General features: G+C 43.4%; 21 protein-coding genes. 19 read left to right on the forward strand and 2 right to left on the reverse strand.

Annotated elements, in window-relative coordinates; all coding sequences use genetic code 11:
- Window positions 1–107: 107 nt before the first annotated feature.
- From RTR76_RS08080 to RTR76_RS08095, 4 genes are read left to right on the forward strand one after another with little or no spacing between them, the layout of a single operon-like run.
- Window positions 108–1,136, forward strand: a complete 1,029-nt coding sequence (locus RTR76_RS08080) for an ABC transporter substrate-binding protein (RefSeq protein WP_312518976.1) — start codon at window positions 108–110, stop codon at window positions 1,134–1,136.
- Window positions 1,137–1,173: 37 nt separating this feature from the next.
- On the forward strand, window positions 1,174–2,265 hold the full coding sequence (locus RTR76_RS08085) for an ABC transporter ATP-binding protein (protein ID WP_312518979.1): 1,092 nt from the start codon (window positions 1,174–1,176) through the stop codon (window positions 2,263–2,265).
- Window positions 2,262–3,995 (forward strand): iron ABC transporter permease, encoded by a 1,734-nt coding sequence (locus tag RTR76_RS08090; protein ID WP_312518983.1) that lies wholly within the window; start codon window positions 2,262–2,264, stop codon window positions 3,993–3,995. The genes RTR76_RS08085 and RTR76_RS08090 overlap by 4 nt, the downstream gene beginning before the upstream one ends.
- Before the next feature lie 6 nt (window positions 3,996–4,001).
- Entirely contained in the window at window positions 4,002–5,069 is a 1,068-nt protein-coding gene (locus RTR76_RS08095) for an ABC transporter ATP-binding protein (protein ID WP_312518986.1), read from the forward strand.
- Window positions 5,070–5,135: 66 nt separating this feature from the next.
- Here RTR76_RS08095 and RTR76_RS08100 read toward each other — a convergent pair whose 3' ends face one another.
- Window positions 5,136–6,101: a LysR substrate-binding domain-containing protein gene (locus RTR76_RS08100; RefSeq protein WP_312518989.1), complete on the reverse strand. Its 966-nt coding sequence runs from the start codon at window positions 6,099–6,101 to the stop codon at window positions 5,136–5,138.
- 115 nt (window positions 6,102–6,216) lie between these two features.
- Between RTR76_RS08100 and RTR76_RS08105 the strand changes: the two genes are divergently transcribed.
- From RTR76_RS08105 to RTR76_RS08150, 10 genes are all read left to right on the forward strand, one after another.
- Complete coding sequence (locus tag RTR76_RS08105; RefSeq protein ID WP_312518991.1) at window positions 6,217–6,945, forward strand: amino acid racemase; 729 nt, start codon at window positions 6,217–6,219, stop codon at window positions 6,943–6,945.
- Window positions 6,946–7,080: 135 nt separating this feature from the next.
- Window positions 7,081–7,512, forward strand: coding sequence for a large conductance mechanosensitive channel protein MscL (mscL, locus tag RTR76_RS08110; protein ID WP_312518994.1), 432 nt, complete (start codon window positions 7,081–7,083; stop codon window positions 7,510–7,512).
- A gap of 43 nt (window positions 7,513–7,555) precedes the next feature.
- Window positions 7,556–8,374: an alpha/beta hydrolase gene (locus tag RTR76_RS08115; RefSeq protein WP_312518997.1), complete on the forward strand. Its 819-nt coding sequence runs from the start codon at window positions 7,556–7,558 to the stop codon at window positions 8,372–8,374.
- A gap of 134 nt (window positions 8,375–8,508) precedes the next feature.
- Window positions 8,509–9,300, forward strand: coding sequence for an SDR family oxidoreductase (locus RTR76_RS08120; RefSeq protein WP_312519000.1), 792 nt, complete (start codon window positions 8,509–8,511; stop codon window positions 9,298–9,300).
- A 151-nt stretch (window positions 9,301–9,451) separates the two neighbouring features.
- Window positions 9,452–10,753, forward strand: a complete 1,302-nt coding sequence (locus RTR76_RS08125) for an ABC transporter substrate-binding protein (RefSeq protein WP_312519003.1) — start codon at window positions 9,452–9,454, stop codon at window positions 10,751–10,753.
- A 13-nt stretch (window positions 10,754–10,766) separates the two neighbouring features.
- Window positions 10,767–11,675 (forward strand): sugar ABC transporter permease, encoded by a 909-nt coding sequence (locus tag RTR76_RS08130; protein WP_312519005.1) that lies wholly within the window; start codon window positions 10,767–10,769, stop codon window positions 11,673–11,675.
- Window positions 11,665–12,486, forward strand: a complete 822-nt coding sequence (locus RTR76_RS08135) for a carbohydrate ABC transporter permease (RefSeq protein ID WP_312519007.1) — start codon at window positions 11,665–11,667, stop codon at window positions 12,484–12,486. Before RTR76_RS08130 ends, RTR76_RS08135 begins: the two co-directional genes overlap by 11 nt.
- A gap of 36 nt (window positions 12,487–12,522) precedes the next feature.
- Window positions 12,523–13,641, forward strand: a complete 1,119-nt coding sequence (locus RTR76_RS08140) for an ABC transporter ATP-binding protein (protein WP_312519010.1) — start codon at window positions 12,523–12,525, stop codon at window positions 13,639–13,641.
- Window positions 13,610–14,419 carry a sugar phosphate isomerase/epimerase gene (locus RTR76_RS08145; RefSeq protein ID WP_312519013.1) on the forward strand — a complete coding sequence of 270 codons (810 nt, stop codon included), beginning with the start codon at window positions 13,610–13,612 and terminating at the stop codon, window positions 14,417–14,419. Before RTR76_RS08140 ends, RTR76_RS08145 begins: the two co-directional genes overlap by 32 nt.
- A 107-nt stretch (window positions 14,420–14,526) precedes the next feature.
- Window positions 14,527–15,363: an MBL fold metallo-hydrolase gene (locus RTR76_RS08150; protein WP_312519015.1), complete on the forward strand. Its 837-nt coding sequence runs from the start codon at window positions 14,527–14,529 to the stop codon at window positions 15,361–15,363.
- Window positions 15,364–15,465: 102 nt separating this feature from the next.
- On the opposite strand, the gene RTR76_RS08155 is transcribed toward RTR76_RS08150, so the two are convergent.
- Window positions 15,466–16,173 carry a Bax inhibitor-1/YccA family protein gene (locus RTR76_RS08155; protein WP_312519018.1) on the reverse strand — a complete coding sequence of 236 codons (708 nt, stop codon included), beginning with the start codon at window positions 16,171–16,173 and terminating at the stop codon, window positions 15,466–15,468.
- A 218-nt stretch (window positions 16,174–16,391) separates the two neighbouring features.
- Between RTR76_RS08155 and RTR76_RS08160 the strand changes: the two genes are divergently transcribed.
- The 5 genes from RTR76_RS08160 to RTR76_RS08180 all read left to right on the forward strand — a co-directional run bounded on the left by RTR76_RS08160 (window position 16,392) and on the right by RTR76_RS08180 (window position 21,095).
- Window positions 16,392–17,012 carry a superoxide dismutase gene (locus RTR76_RS08160; RefSeq protein ID WP_312519021.1) on the forward strand — a complete coding sequence of 207 codons (621 nt, stop codon included), beginning with the start codon at window positions 16,392–16,394 and terminating at the stop codon, window positions 17,010–17,012.
- A 127-nt stretch (window positions 17,013–17,139) separates the two neighbouring features.
- Complete coding sequence (locus RTR76_RS08165; RefSeq protein ID WP_312519024.1) at window positions 17,140–18,012, forward strand: hypothetical protein; 873 nt, start codon at window positions 17,140–17,142, stop codon at window positions 18,010–18,012.
- Between the two features lie 18 nt (window positions 18,013–18,030).
- On the forward strand, window positions 18,031–18,426 hold the full coding sequence (locus tag RTR76_RS08170) for a barstar family protein (RefSeq protein WP_312519027.1): 396 nt from the start codon (window positions 18,031–18,033) through the stop codon (window positions 18,424–18,426).
- Window positions 18,427–18,811: 385 nt separating this feature from the next.
- Window positions 18,812–19,921 carry a tetratricopeptide repeat protein gene (locus RTR76_RS08175; RefSeq protein ID WP_312519030.1) on the forward strand — a complete coding sequence of 370 codons (1,110 nt, stop codon included), beginning with the start codon at window positions 18,812–18,814 and terminating at the stop codon, window positions 19,919–19,921.
- Window positions 19,922–19,991: 70 nt separating this feature from the next.
- Window positions 19,992–21,095, forward strand: a complete 1,104-nt coding sequence (locus RTR76_RS08180; RefSeq protein WP_312519033.1) for a hypothetical protein — start codon at window positions 19,992–19,994, stop codon at window positions 21,093–21,095.
- The last annotated feature ends 64 nt before the right edge of the window (window positions 21,096–21,159 follow it).

The following is a 21,159-nucleotide window of genomic DNA, read 5'->3' on the forward strand; positions in this document are numbered from 1 at the left end:
TCCGATATATGACAGTCTTTAATTGTGTGATAATTTAGACAAACACACAAGAAGGAGGCTGTTTTTTCATGGGCAAAGCAAGTAAATACAAGGAGGTTTTTCGGGAAATGAGTAAAAAAAGCATTTTTTTGCTAGCAATCATCCTCTTGTGCAGCGGCTTATTTGCAGGCTGCGGCAGCAACGATAATAAAGCGGCAGCGCCTGCAGCAGGTGGCAAGAAGCTCATCATCTACACATCTATGAAGGAATCACTTATTAGCGGAATCGTTGAAGGTTTTAAGAAGAAAAACCCTGGAATTGACGTAGATTATCAATCGGCCGGTGCCGGTAAGCTCATGGCCAAAATTGCCGCAGAACGGCAGAGTGGTCATATTCTGGCAGATATTATTTGGACAAGCGAAGTTCCCGATTTCTACAATATGAAGAAGGAAGGGATTTTGGAGCAATATAAAACATCTGTCTTCAAAGAAGTACTTAATCCTTTTGAAGACTATGACGGGTATTTTACTGCTGCCCGGCTTGGAACACTTGGTATAGCCATCAACACGGACAAAATTAAAACTCCCCCTGCTCAATGGTCTGATCTTTTGAAACCGGAATACAAAGGTGCCTTTGGCATTGCCGATCCTGCTCTTTCAGGGACCTCTTACATGAGTGTAGCTTTGCTGGAAAAGCAGTTTGGCTGGGAGTTCTTTGAGAAACTGCATGGCAATCAGGCCAGAATAGGCAAGGGTTCGGGCCAGGTCGTTGACGATACCGCATCAGGGGAACTTGCTGCCAGCCTGGCCGTTGACTACATCACAAACGACAAGATTGAAAAGGGCGCCCATATTGCGCTTTACTATCCGCCGGAGCTATTGCTTGCTCCCAGTCCTGTAGCCATTTTTAAAGGAAGCCCCAACCTTGATGCAGCGAAGAAATTTGTAGACTATCTTCTCAGCCAGGAAGCGCAGACGCTAATTGCCGGTGAGGGTACGCTTCCCGTACGGTCAGACGTGAAAAGCCCGGCTAAATTCAAGCTGCCTGAACCGGCAGATGCTTTGAAGCGCTCCATTAAGATCAACTATGTTGAGATGATGGCTTCTAAAGAAACGACGATTAAGAAATTTACCGATATCCTGCAAGGCAAGAAATAACGGGAGCTTGCGATTAATGAGCTAAGAAGGGGAGAGTATGGAAATAATTCGAATCGAAGGGATAGCGAAGAGCTACGGCAGCCATCAGGTACATAAGGACCTTACACTCTCCATTAAACGGGGTGAGTGCTTTACCTTGCTGGGGCCATCAGGGTGTGGTAAGACAGTGCTGCTGCGGCTGATCGCAGGGTTTGAAAATCCTGACGCCGGGAAAATATTCATTGATCATACGCTAGTTACCGACCCGGCAGGGGGGATTGCAATTTCTCCTGATAGGAGAGGACTGGGCGTAGTCTTTCAGGATTACGCTGTTTGGCCGCACATGACAGTATTTGATAATGTCGCTTATCCCCTGAAAATCGCTAAGTGGTCTAAAAAAGAACTGAAAGAGCGTGTCATGGAAACGCTCGAGATGGTTGGTATGAGCAGCCTTGAGCGCCGCCTGCCGTCAGAGCTTTCCGGTGGCCAGCAGCAGCGTGTGGCACTGGCCCGAGCACTTGCTGCAAACCCAACTTTCATGCTTTTGGATGAGCCGTTGACCAATCTTGACGCCAATCTGCGCGAGGAGATGCGCTTTGAGATAAAAGAATTGCAGCGCAAGCTGAATATAACGGTTCTCTATGTAACGCATGATCAGGAGATTGCCCTTGCGATCTCAGACCGTATGGCTATCATGGACGACGAGGGCAGAATACGTCAGACCGGCAGTCCGTGGGAGATATTCGAACGGCCGGCCGACCCGTTTGTCTTCAACTTTATGGGAATAGCCAATTATATCCACGTGCGCAGAGAAGGGGATGACTATCTGGTGGGCAGCGGTGAACAGCGTATTCCCTGGGAGCCGCCCAAAGGGGACGCACCCAGGTGGGTGGCTGGCTTCCGTCCCTCCGATGTACAAATTGCGCCGATGGGAAGCGGACTCAGAGGTACGGTGAAGCGGGCCAGCTTCCTCGGGTCGATGATTGATTATCTCATTGAAGTGGACGGCACTCAGCTGCGCACCAGTATAGAAACACACGAAGCAATAGCAAAAGGTCTGATGCTCAAAGAGGGAGACACTTGTGTGCTAAGCTTTAGAGACCTGCTATGGTTCAATGCCCAAAGTCTGACGGAGGTGGTGAGACAATGAGCGCAAGCACGCAAAAAACGCAATTGAACACTCCTCCGGGGAGCTCCATATTCTCTAAAAGCAAGTTTGGGGTGGCGCAGATTATCCTCTTTTTCTCCATTGCCATCCTGGTTATTGTAGTGGCTGTTCCGGTTGTTCTGATTTTTTTGAATGCCTTCTGGGTGAATGGCGAATTTAATATCCGTGATGTTGTTAAGATTTTGATGGAGCAGGAGACCTACCAGGCGCTGATAAACTCGCTGATTATCGCGATGGGCACCACGATCGGCAGCACTCTTGTCGGCACTTTTTTTGCATGGTTAGTAACGCGTACCGACCTTCCCTACAAGAGCTTTATGAAGGCGATGTTCTTAGTTCCATTCATGCTCCCGTCCTTTATTGGAGCGCTTGCCTGGAAGATGCTGCTTTCCCCGAATGCCGGGTTTATTAACAAATTTTTTATCAATAATTTTGGTTTTGACGGCCCCATATTTAATATCTATAGCTATCTTGGCATTATTCTGGTTGAGGTAATGTACTTGTTTCCTTTTGTCTTTATCCAGGTGTGCGGCGCGCTTGAACGTATGGACCCGACACTAGAGGAGTCAGCCCGTATATCAGGGGCGGGGCTTTTCACCATTACCAGAAAAATCACCATCCCCTTAGTGCTGCCAAGTATCCTTTCCGGAGCGTTATTGATTATGCTTTACTCAATGGCGCACTTTGGCACTGTCGCCGTACTTGGCATTGAAAACGGGATCTTCAATATCCCGACACTTATCTATCAGCGCATTCATCAAAGCGGAGGCAGCTTTGATTCCATACGGACAGGTACGGTGCTTGCCACCGTGCTGGTAGTAACGGCAGCCTTAATTATCTGGCTGCAGGGAAAAATACTGAGCAAAGGGCATTATCAGATTATCGGCGGGAAAAGCTTCCGGCCAATGGAACTAAAGCTGCGAGCTATGCGCGTACCGCTGCTTGTTTTTTGTCTGGTGTACATTGGTTTTACCATTGTCCTGCCTACAGCGGTTATTTTCCTTGTAGGGGGGCTGAAAACTTATGGACTGCCCTTCACATGGGAGAACCTTTCCCTTGCTAACTATAAATTTATCCTCTTTGACTATAAGGTGACCAAGGATGCAATTTGGAACAGTGTTACGCTGGGATTGGGTGCGGCGGTCATTACCATGTTTGCCGGAGTGATGATTTCCTACGTTATTGTCAAGATGAAGGTGCGAGGCAAAGGCATACTGGAGTTCCTGGGGATGCTGCCATTCTCGGTACCCGGTTCGGTAATCGCCCTTGGCGTGATATTGGCCTGGAGCGGAAAATATGGCATTAACCTCTATAACACGGTATGGATTATCCTAGTCGCCTATATTGCACGCTACATGGCTTTTTCTCTCAAAGCCAACTCAGCGGCCCTTGAGCAGGTACATGACTCCCTGGTAGAAGCAGCCCGCTCCTGCGGTGCTAGTATGTGGCAGACACTCAAAGATATCGTACTGCCCTTAGTACGTCCCGGCATGTTGGCGGCCTTCTTTCTGATTTTTCTTCCCTCGCTAAGGGAGCTAACCGTTTCCATTATGCTTTACGCGCCGACTACCCGGACGATCGGCGTTGCCATATATACCCTTAATGAGGACGGTGAAACGGTAGTTTCAGCGGCTTTAGCAGGCATTGCCCTGATACTGATCATTGTAGGTCAGACACTGATCAACCGTTTCACAAGAAAGGCAGGTGCGTAGAACATCATGTCTCATGTACGTTTACTGAATGTTACCAAAAAATTTGGCGATGTTAGTGCTGTTAACTCACTGAACCTGGAAATTGGCAAGGGTGAGTGTTTCTCAATGCTGGGGCCTTCGGGCTGTGGCAAGACAACGACACTGCGTATGGTAGCAGGCTTTGAGGACCTGAGTGATGGGGAGATTTATGTCGGGGATCGCCTGATCTCATCACCGAAGAAAAATTACTATCTGCCGCCGGAAAGGCGTAACTTCGGCATGGTTTTTCAGGCCTTTGCAATTTGGCCTCATCTACCGGTATATGAGAATGTTGCTTTTCCCCTGCGCATCCGCAACCTGCCTGCCGCTGAAATTGAAAAACGCACGAAAGACGCTCTGCGCTCTACCAATCTTTTAAAAGTCGCAGCAGACAGTCCGGCGAACCTCTCAGGAGGCGGCAAACAGCGAGTTGCACTGGCAAGGGCACTGGCCATCAACCCTGATGTCATGCTGCTGGATGAGCCGCTCTCCAGCTTAGATCCACATCTGAGGGAAGAAATGCGTTTTGAGATTAAGGATTTGCAGAGAAAGTATGGTTTTTCCATTATCTATGTAACGCATGACCAGTCGGAAGCGATGGCCCTGTCAGACCGTATACTGGTAATGAAAGCGGGCGTGGTACAGCAGGTTGATACTCCGCTGAATGTCTACAATAAGCCTGCTAATAAGTTTGTTTTCAGCTTTATTGGTCTCTCTAACTTTCTGAATATTGCCTGGGAAGATGGCAGGACGTTTGTGAGCGGCGAGAATACTCTGCTGCCCCAAAGCCTGATGCCGCCCGAAGACATGCGTGGCAGCGGCGCGCTTTCCCTGGCGAGCCGCCCGTCAGAGATTGATTTTGTCAGTGACGATGACGGGGACGGACTACGCGGCGTCGTCAGCCGCAAAGCATTCTTAGGGGAATTTATTGATTATCAGATAAAAATCGGTGGACAGGAAGTACGTGTGCAAAAAGGACGGCGCGCACTTGGTCCCAATCTGGGCGAGACGTGCTGCCTGCGTTTACTACGTCCCTCTTGGTATGCCGGAGAATAATAAAAGTAAAAAATCCTGCACCCCTGTTACACACAATGGGGTGCAGGATTTTGTTCGTGCATCATCCTAACGTTTACCTGCTATGGTGCCGATATCTACTGTTTGGGCTATTTTTATAAACTCCTCCATGGCCTTAGTGATATATTTATTTTGCTTATTATAAAAGAAAACATGGCGGAAATTATGGGAGCTATCTATTTTGTAATATGCCATATTGGCATCATGGTTTGCTTTTTGGGCCAATGTGTCGCTGATGATGGTAGCCCCCAAGCCATAGCAAGCAACATTATAAGCAGTAGCAAGCTGGTCTAGTTCTAAAACGATTTTGGGTGTAAGATGACATTCCCGGAAAATTGCATCTGCACGTATTCGCGTATCATTGCCGTCTCTTAAAAAAATGAACGGCTCGTCGGCAAATAAGGCTAACGGAACAGGGTTTGTTTCTGCATCTAAATGTTTTCCGAGGCAAATATCATCTAAGGATAATTGATATTCCCGGGCAAAGATGTTCGCAGGAAGTTTGGGGGGCACGGCCAGAATAAGACATTCGCTGCAGAATAAATGCTTTTCATAGATTGTTTCATCTAAGGAATAATTATCAATTACAAAATCAAGTGCGCCGGAAAACAACAGCTCTTCTAACCGGGCGGAAGCAGCTTCTATCAGGTTTACTTTGATAGCAGGGTATTTAGCTGTGAATTGTGTGATAATCTCCGGAAGAATAAACGAAGCAAACACGTTGCTTGCACCAATGGAAAGGCGTCCGGTTTTTAGTTGGTTTAAATTACTCAGGTAGTTCTCAAACCGGCCTTCGATATCCATAATGGCTTCAATGGCTTTGATATATTCTGCGCCACCTTCTGTCAGTCGAGCAACCTTGCTGCTGCGATCGAAGATACAACAACCGATGCGGTTTTCGACTTTTTTTATTGCTGCGCTTAAAGCAGGCTGGCTGATATACAGGTTTTGCGCTGCCTTTGAAAAGCTTTTTTCTTTATAAACTTCATAAACATACTCTTTCCCTCTAAACATAACAGCTCCTATATATAATCAAACGATTATATTATTTATATTAATAGATGTATTTGATTATATTGTATGCGAATCCTATAATGAAATCAAGAAATGAGCTTTTGGGGGAAAGAACATGAGAAAGTCTATCGGAATCATTGGCGGCATGGGCGCGGCAGCTACTTGTGATTTATTTAATAAAATTATTACCATGACAGACGCCAAATCTGACCAGGAGCATATTCACGTTTTAATAGACTGTAACACCAACATTCCCGATAGAACAAAGGCCATATTAGGCAGAGGAAAAGATCCTGTTCCCGAAATGGTAAGAAGCGGTATTCGCTTGCAATCCATGGGAGCAGATGTACTGATAATCCCCTGTAATACTGCTCACTATTTTTATGATAAGATAACTCCGTTTTTCGATATTCCGTTATTGAATATGTTAGAATTAACTGCTCAGGAAATTAAAAATAGAAATATAGGTAAAATTGGTTTACTGGCAAGTGACGGTACTATTACATCGCGAGTTTATCATACGGTATTGGCGGAGGCGGGAATCGATGTAATCATTCCTTCACCTGAGAATCAGATAAGTGTAATGAATGTTATATATAATGGAGTAAAGGCAGCTAACTGGGATATTGACCTTACTGCATTTTATACTGCAATTGACGAACTTTTTGAACACGGAGCAGAAATGCTGTTATTAGGCTGTACGGAACTCCCGGTCGCATTTGAGCTATTTCACATTGACAGACCGGCAATTGATCCGACTACAGTATTAGCGGCAGCCGCTATCCAGTTTGCCGATCATTCCTTAGGAAAAAGAAACCAGGAATTTCCCTTAAAATACTCATAAAACTTATAGGTTTAATCCTGCACTTGTATGGGTGCAGGATTTTTATTCTGCTGCTAGAAGCTGATAAGAGATAGTGTATATAGGGAATCTATGTAGAAAAGCAAACAACTGCAAAAGATGATGGAGGGTTACTAAATGTTTAAAGAATTTACTAAATTTGCTATGCGTGGCAATGTTCTGGACTTAGCAGTTGGTATTATTATAGGAGCTGCTTTTGGAAGGATCGTATCGTCGTTTGTCAGTGATGTTTTGATGCCTGTGGTTGGTTTGTTTTTAGGAAAGGTGGACTTTACAAATCTCTTTTTAAACCTGTCAGGCACAGATTATCCGACAATCGCAGCAGCCAAGGCTGCCGGAGCTGCTACCTTGAATTATGGTATGTTTATCAATTCGGTTGTTGATTTCTTGATAGTGGCTTTTGCGATTTTTTTACTCGTTACTCAGGTAAACAGAATGTGGCCCAAACCCCAAGCAGTGGCGACAACCAAAGAATGCTCGTATTGCTTTTCCAGTATACATAGTAAGGCATCACGGTGTCCGAATTGTACCTCTGAACTTGATCAATAATTCTTTTGTTCCTTCGACTCCTAAATAACCGGGAGGTAATGATATGGAATGTAAAATAAAAGATCTATCTATAAACTACGAAATAATTGGTCAAGGAAAGCCAGTTATTATGATACATGGCTATTACCCGGACCACAGACTAATGGCCGGATGTATGGAACCTATATTTGCTAAGAAAACAGGCTATAAAAGGATATATATTGATTTACCGGGTATGGGAAAAACGAAAGCTGCAGATTGGATTATTAATTCTGATGTAATGCTCGAAATTGTTATGGCTTTTATTCAGAAAGTTATTCCTGGTGAACGCTTCTTACTTGTAGGTCAGTCTTATGGCGGATATCTCTCACGAGGAATCATTTACAAAATGGGAAGTTTAGTAGATGGGTTATTCTTGCTATGTCCTTGTGTCGTAGCAGATAGTACGAAACGTACTACGCCTGCCCATATTGTATTAAAGCGTGATGATGCCTTATTGTCACAGATTGATTTAAGTGATGCAGAAGAGTTTAATGCTATGCAGGTTGTTCAAAGTAAAAGAATTTGGGAACGGTATAGCGATGAAATTTTAGCCGGAGTGAAGATTGCAGATGATAAATTCTTAAGTCAGCTGCAAAGAACTGGATATGAGTTTTCCTTTAATGTTGATACATTAGCTGAAAGGTTTAATAAACCTACTCTAATGTTGTTAGGCCTTCAAGATGCAACCGTAGGCAATAAGGATGCATGGAATATGTTAGATAACTATCCAAGAGCAGCATTTGCTGTGTTGGATAGGGCAGGACATAATTTGCAGCTTGAACAAGAAGCTGTGTTCAATTGTTTGGTTAACGAATGGCTGACAAGAATTGAAGAAGCGTAGCAGAAGATGGGACAAGGGGACAGGTTCCTTGTCCCAATAATTTTGGAAATTAAAATTGAATATGACATACTGTTGTCTTATTGCCTTGGGTACAATAAAAATAAGTAAGGGTAATCAGACAGGAGGCTATATATATGGCGAACATATCTATCGATAAAACCGAATTTAGCGGCAAGCGAGTTTTGGTCACTGGTGGGACAAAGGGAATGGGCGAAGCTGTAGTTAAGCGCCTTGCAAGCGCCGGTGCTACGGTTATTACAACGGCACGTACTGCTCCAGGCGATCTGCCGCCATCAATTCTCTTTATTCAGGCAGATGTCAGCAAGCCCGAGGGGATAGAAACTGTAGTGAAGGGAGTACGTGAGCGCCTCGGCGGTATCGATATTCTGGTTAACAACGTTGGCGGATCATCTGCTCCTGCAGGTGGGGCTTTGGCAATGAATGATGATGATTGGGCGCAAGTCTTTAATGCCAATTTGTTTTCTGCGGTTCGGTTGGATAGGGCATTCTTACCGGCCATGATGGAGAATCGTTTTGGTGTTATTATTCACATGACATCCATTCGCCGCCGTTTCCCTGCAACGGAAACACTGGCGTATTCAGCTGCTAAGGCAGCGTTAACAAACTATAGTAAAGGACTGGCCAATCAAGTAGCGTCGTATGGAATACGTGTTAACACGGTGGCTCCCGGGTTTATAGAGACCAAGGCAGCAGAGCGGCTTATCCAGCGGCTAGCGGATCATTCCGGCAAGGATTATGATTGTGCAAAACAGGAAATGATGGCATCCCTGGGGGGAATTCCTCTTGGTAGGCCGGGACGCCCTGAGGAAGTGGCCGAGCTGGTTACTTTCCTGGTATCTGACCGGGCTTCCTACATCACCGGATGTGAGCATGTCATTGATGGCGGTACACTGAGAACGATATAGGTAGCATGATCCCATAACAGCTCGGGCCCTTTCGTCCCTTTGGACGAAGGGGTTTTTTATTATTTAACACAAGCTTTACATTGCCTTAACTTGGTGCAAAAAAACGGATGCTATACTGGTGGTAAATGTTGAGAGAAAGGAAGTACATTACATGAAGAAAAATATCGTCAAGACGATAGCTATGGGTCTGCTGAGTACCATGCTGCTGGCAGGCTGCGGAGCGCAAAGCACAACGGGGAATTCTACAGCAAAAGGCGAAAAGACAAAAATTGAGTACTGGCACTGCAATGCCGAGACGCAAGGTGGAAAAACGGTAGAACAGCTTGTAAAAGAGTTTAATGCACAGAGTAAAAACGTAGAAGTAGTGGCCCGTTACAACCCGGATATGTACAAAGGCTTGATGCAAAATCTGCAGGCTGAGGTCGCAACTGGGAAATCACCTGCTATAGTACAAATTGGCTGGGCATTCTTGGACTATTTTTCTAATAATTTTAAATATGTGGAACCACAGGCAGTGATTGATGCTCACTTCCCGGCGGATAAAACGTTTTTGAAAGATAACTTCCTTACCAACGTGTTGGGACTTGCCAAAAACAGCAAAGGCAGCCAGGTGGGGATTCCCTATTCATTGAGTACCCCTGTTTTATATATTAATAAAGATTTATTAAGAAAAGCTGGCTTGGATGAGAATGGACCCAAGACCTGGGAAGAACTGATCCTATTTTCTAATACCATTAAAGAAAAAACCGGGAAATACGGGTTTTATATGCAGGAGCCCGCAGACAACTGGGCACAGCAGGCACTTATGGAAAGTAATGGCGCAAGGATGATGACTGGCGGTAAGGCCAGCTTTGCTTCTGAGGAAGGTATTCAAGCCTATGAAGCCTACGCCAATATGGTAACGAAGACGAAATCAGCGTTACATATTTCCTGGGGTGAAGGTGTTCAGTCCTTTATTGACGGCAATGTAGGTATGCTGTACACGACAATTGCGCAAAGAGCTAATGTCCAAAAAGGCGCATCTTTTGATGTGGCGGCAATCAACTCACCGGCATGGCAGGGCAAACCGAAACGTCTGCCTGCAGGAGGCTGTTTCCTTGCTATCACTGCCCAGACGGAAGCGGAGCAGAAAGCAGCCTGGGAATTTGAGAAGTACCTTTACAGTGTAGAATCGATGGCAGCATGGACAAAGGGTACGGGCTATGTCCCTCCAAGAAAAGATGTAGCAGAAGCAGAAAATGGCCTGAAGAGCTTTTTAGTGGAAAACAAAATGATGGCAGCTGCCACAACACAGATGGATGGTGTAGTATCGTGGACTTCCTTCCCGGGAGATGCAGGTCTTCAGGCAGAGCAGCTTCTGCTTGATGCAAGAGACCGGATTTTAAATGGGTCTATTTCAGCAAGAGATGGGCTGACTCAAACGCAGGAAAAAATCAATGGGCTGCTCAAGTAAAGAGGGCTGAAACATGGATAAAAGGAAAGCATGGCCCAAGTTCATTACAAAAAATTCATTGATGGCGTACGGCCTTATCCTGCCTTCGCTGCTTGTTTTTTCGGTATTTATGTTTTATCCGCTGCTATATACCATTTACTTGAGCTTTTTTGACTGGAATATGATTAAGCCGGTAAAGACGTTTGTGGGCTGGGGGAATTATATTGCCTTGCTGCAGGACCCGCTGACCTATAAGGTCATGACAAACACTCTGGCTTATATTGTGATTTTGCTGATGCTAAATTGCGCAGCACCTTACGCATTAGCTTTCATCCTGTCGTTTGTAATCAAGCGGCGGCAGGGCTTCTATAAAAGCGCTTTTTTTCTGCCAAGCGTTATTTCGCTTGTCGTTGGCTCCATCTTATACCTCTGGATATTAAATCCTATATCCGGGCCGGTTGCGATTATCGCCAAAGCTTTGGGGATCTCAGTGCCCATTTGGAGCAAGACGCAGGGGCTGGTTATCGTCGTGCTGAGTATTATTACAACATGGAAGGTATTTGGCTATAATTTCATTGTTATCTACGGCGGAGTAGCAGGTGTGCCCAGTGAAGTTATCGAAGCGGCAAGGATTGATAATGTTCCGCTTCACCGGATTTTCTTTGATATCGTTTTGCCCATGAGCAGCGCCACGGGTGTATATATTTTTATCATGACAATCGTCCAGGGGCTGCAATATGTGTTTACTCCCATTAAGGTCATCACCCAGGGAGGACCGGATAATGCAAGCTCCAATGCGATTTACAATGTGTATCAGGAGGCATTTACGCTGTATCACACCGGCTATGCCTCTGCTTTTGCTGTTGTGACAATGGCGTTGTTTGTGGTCTTGTTGATTGCTGAATTCAAGTATGTAGAGAAAGGCGTCTATTATGAAAACTGACCGTCAGATCAAGTGGCATATCCTGCTTGTAAGCGCTCTGTTTTTGTCGCTGATGCCGATTATATTTGCAATTTCGAGCTCCTTTAAGGAATTGAGCGAGGCATACGGCAATGTGTTCTCTCTGATTCCCGAGCAACCTACCCTCAACAATTATGTACAGGTATTCTCGCGGCTGCCGCTGGCCCAAATTACGACAAATACCTTTGTGATCGCAGTGGCTGTCACGATTTTTAAAACCGTTACCGGAATACTGGCCGCCTATGCTTTTGTTTATTTTGAATTCAAAGGAAAAAATGTTCTCTATTTCATTCTGATCAGCACCATCTTTGTTCCCTTTACCGTTACAATGATTCCCAATTATCTCACCGTATCACAGTTGGGCTTCCGTAATAGTATTGTCGGGGTTATTATGCCTCAGCTCAGTGATGCTACCGGTATTTTCCTGATCCGGCAGGCAATGCGAACCATTCCGCGGTCCCTGATCGAGGCGGCGCGTCTGGATAAGGCCGGGCACATGAAAATTTTGGGTGATATTGTGCTTCCCCTGGTAAAGCCTGCAGTTGTTTCTACGGGTATTATGTTTTTTATCAACTCCTGGAATGAATATGTTTGGCCCGTCCTTATTCTTAAGGATAAGGTAAACTATACACTGCCTCTGGCGCTGCAGCTTTTTATCAGCTCCGAGGGAGGGACGGATTTCACAGTTGCTATGGCGGTGTCGGTGATCACCATGATCATTCCGCTGGCGCTTTATATTGTTTTCCAGCGTTATATCATTAACACTTTTACTTCCTCAGGCATTAAGGGTTGATGAGCTGTATCTCCTTTTTGGAAAGGCGGGAAGAACATGAAAGAAATTGTCTTTGAGAATGTATGTAAGACATACGGCAGCACGAAAGTCATAGAGAATCTGAACCTTGCAATCCGGCCGGGAGAACGGCTGATTTTGCTGGGAGCGTCGGGCTGTGGTAAATCAACAACGTTGAGGATGGTTGCCGGGCTCGAGGACATTACCTGCGGCAACTTATACATGAATGGGCAAAGAGTCAATGATGTAGCCAGCGGGGAACGGAATGTAAGTATGGTGTTTCAAAATTATGCTCTTTTTCCGCATATGACGGTAGCTGACAATATTATTTATGGGCTCAAGATACAAAAGCTGCAAAAAGAAGAAATCGGGCAACGACTGAAAGACGCAGTAAATATGCTGGAACTTAACGGACTCGAGGATCGGAAGCCGAAAGATCTGTCAGGTGGACAGCGTCAGCGCGTGGCACTGGCACGGGCAGTGGTGAAACGAAGCGACCTTTTGCTGCTCGATGAACCGCTTTCTAATCTGGATGCTCAGCTTAGAGTTCATGCCAGAAAAGAATTAGTAAAGATACACCAGGCCTATCGGCAAACCTTTATTTATGTTACCCATGATCAGGTCGAGGCGATGACGGTAGGAGACCGGATTGCGCTCATGCATGAAGGCCATTTGCAGATGCTCGATAGCCCATCTAATGTATACCATCGGCCGGCAAATGTTTTTACAGCAAAATTCATCGGATCACCTTCGACGAATATCTTTCAGGCACACTATGCAGACCGGTCTATTTATATCGGCAAGCAAGCCGTTCGCCTGCCTGAGTACTGGAGTGCCTGGCTTGGGAAGCACGGCTGCAGGGAGTTTTATCTGGGAATTCGTCCGGAGCATATCAAGCTGGAGCGCGAAAAAACAGATAACGTATTTACCGGTACCGTTAGGTATGTTGAAGAATACGGTAATCGCTGCGGCGTTTATTTTGATCTTGAAGATAAGGAAGTTGTCGCCATTTGTGATAAGACCGACTTGAAACCGGGAAAACGGGTGTCCTTCGGGCTTGATGTTGACAAAATCCATGTATTTGATAAGCATACGACTATGAATATTGGATATCCGGAGGTGTATCATGAGCATGTATATCAGTACCAATCTATATAATCCCGGTCGCCTACAGGAAGTATTTCAATTAATGGATGAGATTGGCGATCCATCGGTTGGTATTGAATTGTTTCCTCAGTGGCAGAGTGAAGTATTCTGCAATGAATTGGCGAAACAAATGGAAGATCTTATGCAATACCCCATTTCGCTGCACGGTCCCTACTATTGTACTGAGCATAGCAAGCCGGAAGGTACGGAAGAGTATGCGAGATCAATGCAATACTTTTATCAGACGCTGCAGTTGTCCCGGCGGCTGAAAAGTAAATATATCGTCTATCACCATAATAATTGTCTGGTTGAGCCGGAGCGCAGGGATGAAATGATCAGCGTTTCCACAGAAAACCTTAGGAAGCTCAGACGTGAGGCAAAACATTTTAACGCCCAAATCGTTATTGAAAATGCAGGTGTGCTGTCCCGGGGCAACATGTTGTTTGATGAAGAGCAGTTTATCCAGATAGCACTTAGTATGCCGGAAAATATTTTGCTGGACGTGGGTCATGCCCATGCCAACGGCTGGAATATCGGCAAGGTCATTGCAAAGCTTGCCCATAAAATCATTGCCTATCATGTGCACAACAATGACGGCTGTGAAGATAACCACAACCGCATTCACGAAGGCACACTGGATTTCGCCCAGTTTTTGGCGTGCTATCAAAAACATACGCCCCAGGCTGATATTGTCATTGAATATGGGCCTCAGTATGCTCATGACCGGAATGGCATTGTGCAGGATGTGGCCTATATCAATAAGGTGCTGAATTGCAAGCAGACGGCCTAAAGGGTGGAAAAAAGAAGAACTCCTGTGAAATCGCTGAGATTTTGCAGGAGTTCTTTTGCGTTGAGAGTAATTGTTTAAAGATATAGAATGGTGAGTATGGAGGAACTATGAAACTAACAGTTCTAGTTGATAATAATACAATCATTGACCGGTATTTTTATGCTGAGCCGGGAGTATCATATCTGATTGAATGCGGAGATAGCCGCTATCTGTTTGATACGGGCTACTCTGATATATTTCTGCGAAATGCCATGAAAATGGGCATTAATCTGTTAACCTTAGATGCAATTGTTATTTCTCATGGTCATAATGATCACACATGGGGACTGGGTGAGTTAGTCAAACTGTATGCTGAGGCCGCAGCTGAAGGGTATAAACACACGAAACCGACAGTGATCGCACATCCCGATGCATTTTTAGACAGAAATGTAGCTGGAGTTGATGTAGGAGCAATGCTTTCTGTCAACCAGCTAGAAAAAGCTTTTCTCGTAAAGCTTAGTAAGGCCCCTTTATGGCTGACTCCTCAACTTGTATTTTTAGGAGAAGTTGAGAGGTCTAATTCCTTTGAGACAGGAAATGCTATCGGGAAGGTATTGCGAAATGGTAACTGGGAAGAAGACGATATATTGGATGATTCGGCACTGGTCTATATGTCTGAGCAGGGCCTGGTGGTGATTACGGGCTGTTCCCATGCCGGCATTTGCAATATTATCGAATATGCGAAAAAGGTGTGTAAGGAAGAGCGAGTGTACGATGTCATTGGCGGATTTCACCTGTTAAATCCTTCAGCGAATAAGCTTAGTAATACAGTTGATTATTTTAAACGCTGTCAGCCTCATGCCATTCATGCCTGCCATTGTACAGATTTGCATTCAAAAATAAGCTTAGCCCAGGCTGCCAACATTGAAGAGGTTGGTGTGGGATTAGTGTTGGAGTATAAATAGGGCAATGGATTGAAAATAGGTCTAAAGAGTAGCAACATAAAAAGAACTCCTGCAAAATCCGTATGGATTTTACAGGAGTTCTTTTACTAGCTATGCTGCTGACTATCTTCTCTTGCCGAAGATGCGCAGGAGATAAAGAAAGAGATTAATAAAATCAAGATATAAGGTAAGAGCGCCAAGTACGGCAAACTTGCCGACTTCCTCTTCATCATTCAGGCTATGAGCCATCTCTTTAAGCCGCTGAGTATCATAGGCCGTCAAGCCAACAAAAATCAGCACGCCAAGGTAGGTTAGGACCCACATTAATGCCGGGCTTTGCAAAAATAGATTAACCAGGGACGCAATGATCAAGCCAATTAAGGACATAAAAAGAATGCTGCCCCACTTGCTTAAATCAGACTTGGTTAGATAGCCGTAAGTGGTCATAGCGCCAAAGGTACCGGCAGTGATAAAAAAGACGGTAGCGATAGATTCCTGTGTGTAAAGCAAAAAGATTGAAGCTAAAGTCAGCCCGTTCAATGCGGCATACGTAAAGAACAAAAAGCTGGCTGCTGTTGCGCTGAGTGACTGAATCGAGCGGCTAAGCACAAAAACAATGCCCAAATTTGCGATTAACAAACCGTAGAAAACAAATTTACTGCTAAAGATCATACTGAGCAGGAAGGGTGAGTGAGCGGTATAATACGCAAGTATTCCTGTTGCTAAAAGACCAGAGGTCATCCAACCGTAAACCTGCATAAAGAAGCTTTGTACAAGCGCTACCGTTTTACCAGTAGAAGTATCAAACCGGGAAGGGATATTATTGCTCATTAGGTCAACAACTCCTTTCGACAACTTTATGGATAATTTTACTATACTATAGGACTAATTAGTTTCGCAAGAAGAAAGAAGCGGATATTAACACAGATGATAATTAATATCAACAAAATTTAAATTTTTGGTAAAAAACACTTGAATTTTTCCGATCGGAATAGTATGATATAAGCAAGTAAAGATTCAGCTACATAAAACCTAAGGGGGTTTATTATATGAAACAGGTAGAATTAAAATATGGTTTTGAGGCTTTGGAGCCTTTTATTGATGAGGCAACAATGAGAACGCATTATCAGAAGCATCATGTGACCTATACGAATAACTTTAATGCGGCCCTGGAAAAATTACCGGAGCTGGCCGGAAAAACAGACGTGGAGATTCTGGCGAATTTGAACGCTATTGCCGATGCAGGGTTGCGTACAGCAATTCAAAATAACGGCGGCGGTTTTTATAACCATAATCTGTACTTCTCCACCATTTCGCCGGAAGGCGGCAAAGAACCGGTGGGGTCACTGGGCGGACAGATAGAACGTGATTTTGGCAGCTTTGCTGAATTCAAGGAAAAAATATCCGCTGCTGCTATTGGACGCTTCGGTTCAGGTTGGGCCTGGCTGTCCAGCGATGCTGCCGGCAAACTGGCAATTACTTCAACTCCCAATCAGGATAATCCGCTCATGGAATCGGCTGGAAAGTGGACACCTATTCTAGCGATTGATGTATGGGAGCATGCATACTATCTGAAATACAAAAACTTGCGAGCTGATTACGTCAAAGCATTTTTTGAAGTCATTGACTGGCAGGAAGTCGCCAAGCGATACGAGTTATCAGTTCGATAAACAGGATGATGTAAAAGATAAACCGTAGAAGGAGAGTCTTTCTAACGAGCAGAATCCTTAAAATTATTAGTGAAATGAAGAGCCCCCTATTGTAGAATGAAAGTAACTACGATAGGGGGCTTTTTAAATGGTCAGACAGAAAAAAGCTAAACCTCAAAAAATATCCATATGGTGTGAAAAGTGTGATAAACCGGGAGCTTACACTGCTAGTAATCCGGAAGAAAACAGGTTGCTAATTTGCAATAAATGTGAGTGGATGACTTCTGACGTATGGTGTCCTAAGTGCGGGATGGGAGGACCGTTTGTTGATCATATTGAAGAAAGGCCACTCAAGTGGCAATGTCCGGAGTGTAAGACAGAATTTTCCCTTCCAGAAGAATTCTATGAGGAACCTATCCGGTTTCGCTTGGAGCGACAAACGAAGAAGCCTAACACAAGAATGCTTATGCAGGACTCTATTGACTGGATTTTTTCAATAAATAAGTACGTGTTGCTACTTCCTCCGGTGATATTATATGGCATTTTATCTCTTGCGAATGAATGGATTGTCGGCGAAGCTAGTTTTTACGCTGAACTTTTCCGGCGAGGAATATTTGTTTTGGGCATCGCTTTTATTTTTTCCCCGATATTTATTATGTTGCTCAATATATGGTTGGATAGATGCAAGACAATCTGGGGAATCAAAGAAAAAGTAAAAACTACAGGATTTCTATTGTTACCTTTACTAATCATATCTTTTTGGTATATCCCAACAGCCTCACAATTTCTTGATTACGTCCTTGATTATCCTGTAGTTCAAGAAGGCAGGGCTTTTACAGGGCGAGGCGTGGTGCAGGAGGTAATCCGAAAAAAAGGAATTGTCGGAGCGAATGTATGGATTAATGGACAGTTATTCTATTATACCTGGTATGATAGAAATGAAATTAAGCCAGGTGATCAGGTGACAATAAAATATTCTCCTAGGAGCAGGCATATCATTGATGTATTAGCTAAAAATTAGTTTGCCATAGGAGGCAGTATGAATAAGCAAATGGTCACTTTAGATGGAAGTCAATTTAATAATATTGAAGAATTCTATTGTGAAATAGGTAGAGTGTTTACAAGTAACTTAACGTGGGAAATCGGGTGTAATTTGGATGCTTTTAACGATGTATTATACGGTGGATTTGGTGTGCATGAATGTGGAGAGTCACTTACTATAATATGGCAGAACTCTTGTAAAAGTAAATTAGATCTAGGTCACAGTGCAACTGTTCAGTATTATGAGAAGATGCTTATAACTTGTCATCCCACTAATAAGCAAAAAGTAAAAATTAGGCTTGATGAAGCAAGGAGAGGGCGCGGTAGTACACTGTTTGATCAAATAATTGAAATCATTCAAAGCCATGATCATGTAAAATTGATATTAAGCTAAAGAAATACCAATGGATTACAAAACCGGTCCACATCTTTAACGATGGCGCCGGGTTTGGTTATTGGAGCTTTATAATACGTTGTTATTCGGCTCTTCATAAGTGATAGCCGTCGTTTTACCGTTGTGAAGGCGACAAATAACTGGTAGCGGCATTGGCTGGACATATAGAACGTAATTTAGCAGTTGTGCTGAATTCAAGAAAAAATATTGGCTACTGCTATTGGACTCTTCGGGTCCGGCTGGGCCTTATAACTAAAGGGTGCACACTTGTTATTCAAATGGTGCAGGATTTTTATCTTTCTGGTAGAAACTGGTTAGAAGTATGCTGGTAATTAAAAAACGCAAGAATCAATACCCCAGTTCAAAAAATAAAGGGGGGACATATATGGTAGAGACTTTTTTACGGACATTTTTATTGCTTTTGATTTTGAGTGTACCGGTAAACGCTTCAAACGGAGTTGCCATGCCTGGCCAGGCAACAGCATCACAAGTTAAAACATATATGGAAGAACAGAAATCCGCTGAAAAGAAAGAACTGTCTGCCGATCAATGGCTGGAAAAAGGTATGCAACTTGCGGAGCAAAAGAAATTTAGCGAGGCAATAGCCGCATATGAACAGGCGATCAAATGTAATCCTCGAATGGATTCCGCTTATGCAGAAAGAGGCAAGGCCTACCTATTTACAAGGCAATATGGCGCAGCTTTAGAGGATTTTTCCCAAGCAACGGAAATCAGCCCTCGTAATGCTGCGTATATTTGGTTTAAGGGATTGGCATATGCAGGAAAGGGTCAACACCAATTGGCGATTGAGCAGTATAAACAAACGCTGACAGTAAATTCTGCAATGTATATGGCTTATTGGAATCTGGGGTTATCTTATGAGCGGTTAGGAATGAGAGACGAAGCGAATAAGGCTTTTACTGCCTTTGTGGAAAATGCACCTTCAAATTATCCTAATTATGATTTGGCAAAGAGTCGTCTTCAGCAGACACTAGCTACTGGAGCAATCAATCAGAATCAAACACATAAATTTATCTTTGATTATTTAAAAACTGATTATCTTGCAATCGATTTTAAAGATGACCGATGGAAACTTGGCTTTGAGGATTTGTCCAAAAATATTATTTTGGAATTTGTAAGCGGCAATGAAACGGTTAATAATTGGTCAGAATTAATTACCATCCAATTCATTGGTGATTATAAAAATATAACTCCTCAACAATATGCCTCTCTGCTAAAAAAACGTTATAGCAGTTATGGTGAAAAAATGTCGTTTGCTGTGCTTCGAGAATCAGAGAAGGATTTATTAATTGAGTACCGACTTTCAGGGCATTCAGGGATGCAAGATGAACATACAATAACGAGGATCATAAAAGGAAAAGGCTGTTTGGTATTTGTTCATTACGCAGTAAAACCCTTCATGTCACCTGAGCAAAAGGGGTTAGGCCTGGCTATTATAGAAAATGCCCGTTATTATGATCATTTTCCTAACTAAATTGAGTACTGTATGACATTATATCGATCAGAATTGCCGGTTATTCATATATGAAAAGGAGATGGTGAATTTGAAGCTAAAGTTAGTATTTGTTTTGACATTTATTTTCTTGCTTATTTTTTCAACAGGTCTTTCAGCTGAGGCTAATTCACTAGCAGATCCAAGTGAAAAAGGAAAAATATCCGTAGTAGTGTTTTTAGACCGATTTCTAAAAGAGGATAATCAATGTCTAGAAATAGTGAAAAAGAGCCTAAATGATAAATTCAATGGAGCCAATATTGCGATATATGGAGATAATAGTTCAAAATCGCCGGAGTATCTAGAATTTATTGAGAAACTACAAAGTGACCCTGCGAACGAGAAAGGCATCCGGATTATTCCTACGAAATATCTCTATAAATATGGTAAAGATACTAATGCAAGCCATGTTGTATTGATGAAAATTAGCTCAGTTGGTTTTGATGTCAATATCTGGTCAAATAAAACAATAGTCCGAATAAAACAAGAAGTAACGGTATTATCAGTTGAACCTAATAAAATTGTTTTGAACAACATCTTTGATACTGGTGAGAAACTTAAACCATTCAGGGAAGCTCTTCAATTATCAATGAACCAGTTGAAAAATGAGTTTAAGTGGACACCACAGTCTTTACAGGAAAGTGAAGTCAAACCAGTATCTGAGAATCGCGTAGCAGTATTAGCCTTTTTGCCAAGGAAATTTCAAATGGAATCTGAGCTCTACTTAAAGGTGAAGGACTCAATAGCTGAAAAAATCAAAGATGCGGATATCACAGTGTTTAATGATTTTCAAGCGAAGTCGCCAGAGTATATGGAGTTTATTGGAAATGTGCTCAATGACAGCGCAGTGCAAAAAGCATTCATTGTTAAAAAAGATCATGCGGTTAAATACGGAGCAGATGCGGGTTATCGTACTGTGGTGGTATTTAAGCTTAGTATAACGGATGAAGATGCAGCCGGAGGGCTTAGTTTTGGTACTGATTACAGGTTGAAAGAAGATATATCGATTATAGATGTGGAATTAAACAAATATCTTGCAAATTACGTCTTTGATACCGAGAAGCGAATGAGGCTAAATACAGCTCTGGATACTATAATAAGCAAGTTTAAAAATGAATTCACTATACCATCTGCAATTTATATGGCTAAAGAATAATAGCGAATGACAAGGAAATGGGTTGTTGATATTGCAATATCAACAACCCGTTTCCTTGTTTTGT

The organism is Anaerospora sp. (assembly GCF_032013335.1).
Classification (GTDB): domain Bacteria; phylum Bacillota; class Negativicutes; order Sporomusales; family DSM-15969; genus Anaerospora.

Bases quoted from the DNA above. Each gene is read 5' to 3' on its own strand.
- RTR76_RS08125 (WP_312519003.1), top strand. From the start codon at position 9,452: ATGAAGAAAAATATCGTCAAGACGATAGCTATGGGTCTGCTGAGTACC.
- RTR76_RS08130 (WP_312519005.1), top strand. From the start codon at position 10,767: ATGGATAAAAGGAAAGCATGGCCCAAGTTCATTACAAAAAATTCATTG.
- RTR76_RS08170 (WP_312519027.1), top strand. From the start codon at position 18,031: ATGAATAAGCAAATGGTCACTTTAGATGGAAGTCAATTTAATAATATT.
- RTR76_RS08115 (WP_312518997.1), top strand. From the start codon at position 7,556: ATGGAATGTAAAATAAAAGATCTATCTATAAACTACGAAATAATTGGT.
- RTR76_RS08145 (WP_312519013.1), top strand. From the start codon at position 13,610: ATGAGCATGTATATCAGTACCAATCTATATAATCCCGGTCGCCTACAG.
- RTR76_RS08175 (WP_312519030.1), top strand. From the start codon at position 18,812: ATGGTAGAGACTTTTTTACGGACATTTTTATTGCTTTTGATTTTGAGT.
- RTR76_RS08080 (WP_312518976.1), top strand. From the start codon at position 108: ATGAGTAAAAAAAGCATTTTTTTGCTAGCAATCATCCTCTTGTGCAGC.
- RTR76_RS08090 (WP_312518983.1), top strand. From the start codon at position 2,262: ATGAGCGCAAGCACGCAAAAAACGCAATTGAACACTCCTCCGGGGAGC.
- RTR76_RS08120 (WP_312519000.1), top strand. From the start codon at position 8,509: ATGGCGAACATATCTATCGATAAAACCGAATTTAGCGGCAAGCGAGTT.
- RTR76_RS08085 (WP_312518979.1), top strand. From the start codon at position 1,174: ATGGAAATAATTCGAATCGAAGGGATAGCGAAGAGCTACGGCAGCCAT.
- RTR76_RS08100 (WP_312518989.1), bottom strand. From the start codon at position 6,101: ATGTTTAGAGGGAAAGAGTATGTTTATGAAGTTTATAAAGAAAAAAGC.
- mscL (WP_312518994.1), top strand. From the start codon at position 7,081: ATGTTTAAAGAATTTACTAAATTTGCTATGCGTGGCAATGTTCTGGAC.
- RTR76_RS08155 (WP_312519018.1), bottom strand. From the start codon at position 16,173: ATGAGCAATAATATCCCTTCCCGGTTTGATACTTCTACTGGTAAAACG.
- RTR76_RS08095 (WP_312518986.1), top strand. From the start codon at position 4,002: ATGTCTCATGTACGTTTACTGAATGTTACCAAAAAATTTGGCGATGTT.
- RTR76_RS08150 (WP_312519015.1), top strand. From the start codon at position 14,527: ATGAAACTAACAGTTCTAGTTGATAATAATACAATCATTGACCGGTAT.
- RTR76_RS08135 (WP_312519007.1), top strand. From the start codon at position 11,665: ATGAAAACTGACCGTCAGATCAAGTGGCATATCCTGCTTGTAAGCGCT.
- RTR76_RS08160 (WP_312519021.1), top strand. From the start codon at position 16,392: ATGAAACAGGTAGAATTAAAATATGGTTTTGAGGCTTTGGAGCCTTTT.
- RTR76_RS08105 (WP_312518991.1), top strand. From the start codon at position 6,217: ATGAGAAAGTCTATCGGAATCATTGGCGGCATGGGCGCGGCAGCTACT.
- RTR76_RS08140 (WP_312519010.1), top strand. From the start codon at position 12,523: ATGAAAGAAATTGTCTTTGAGAATGTATGTAAGACATACGGCAGCACG.
- RTR76_RS08165 (WP_312519024.1), top strand. From the start codon at position 17,140: ATGGTCAGACAGAAAAAAGCTAAACCTCAAAAAATATCCATATGGTGT.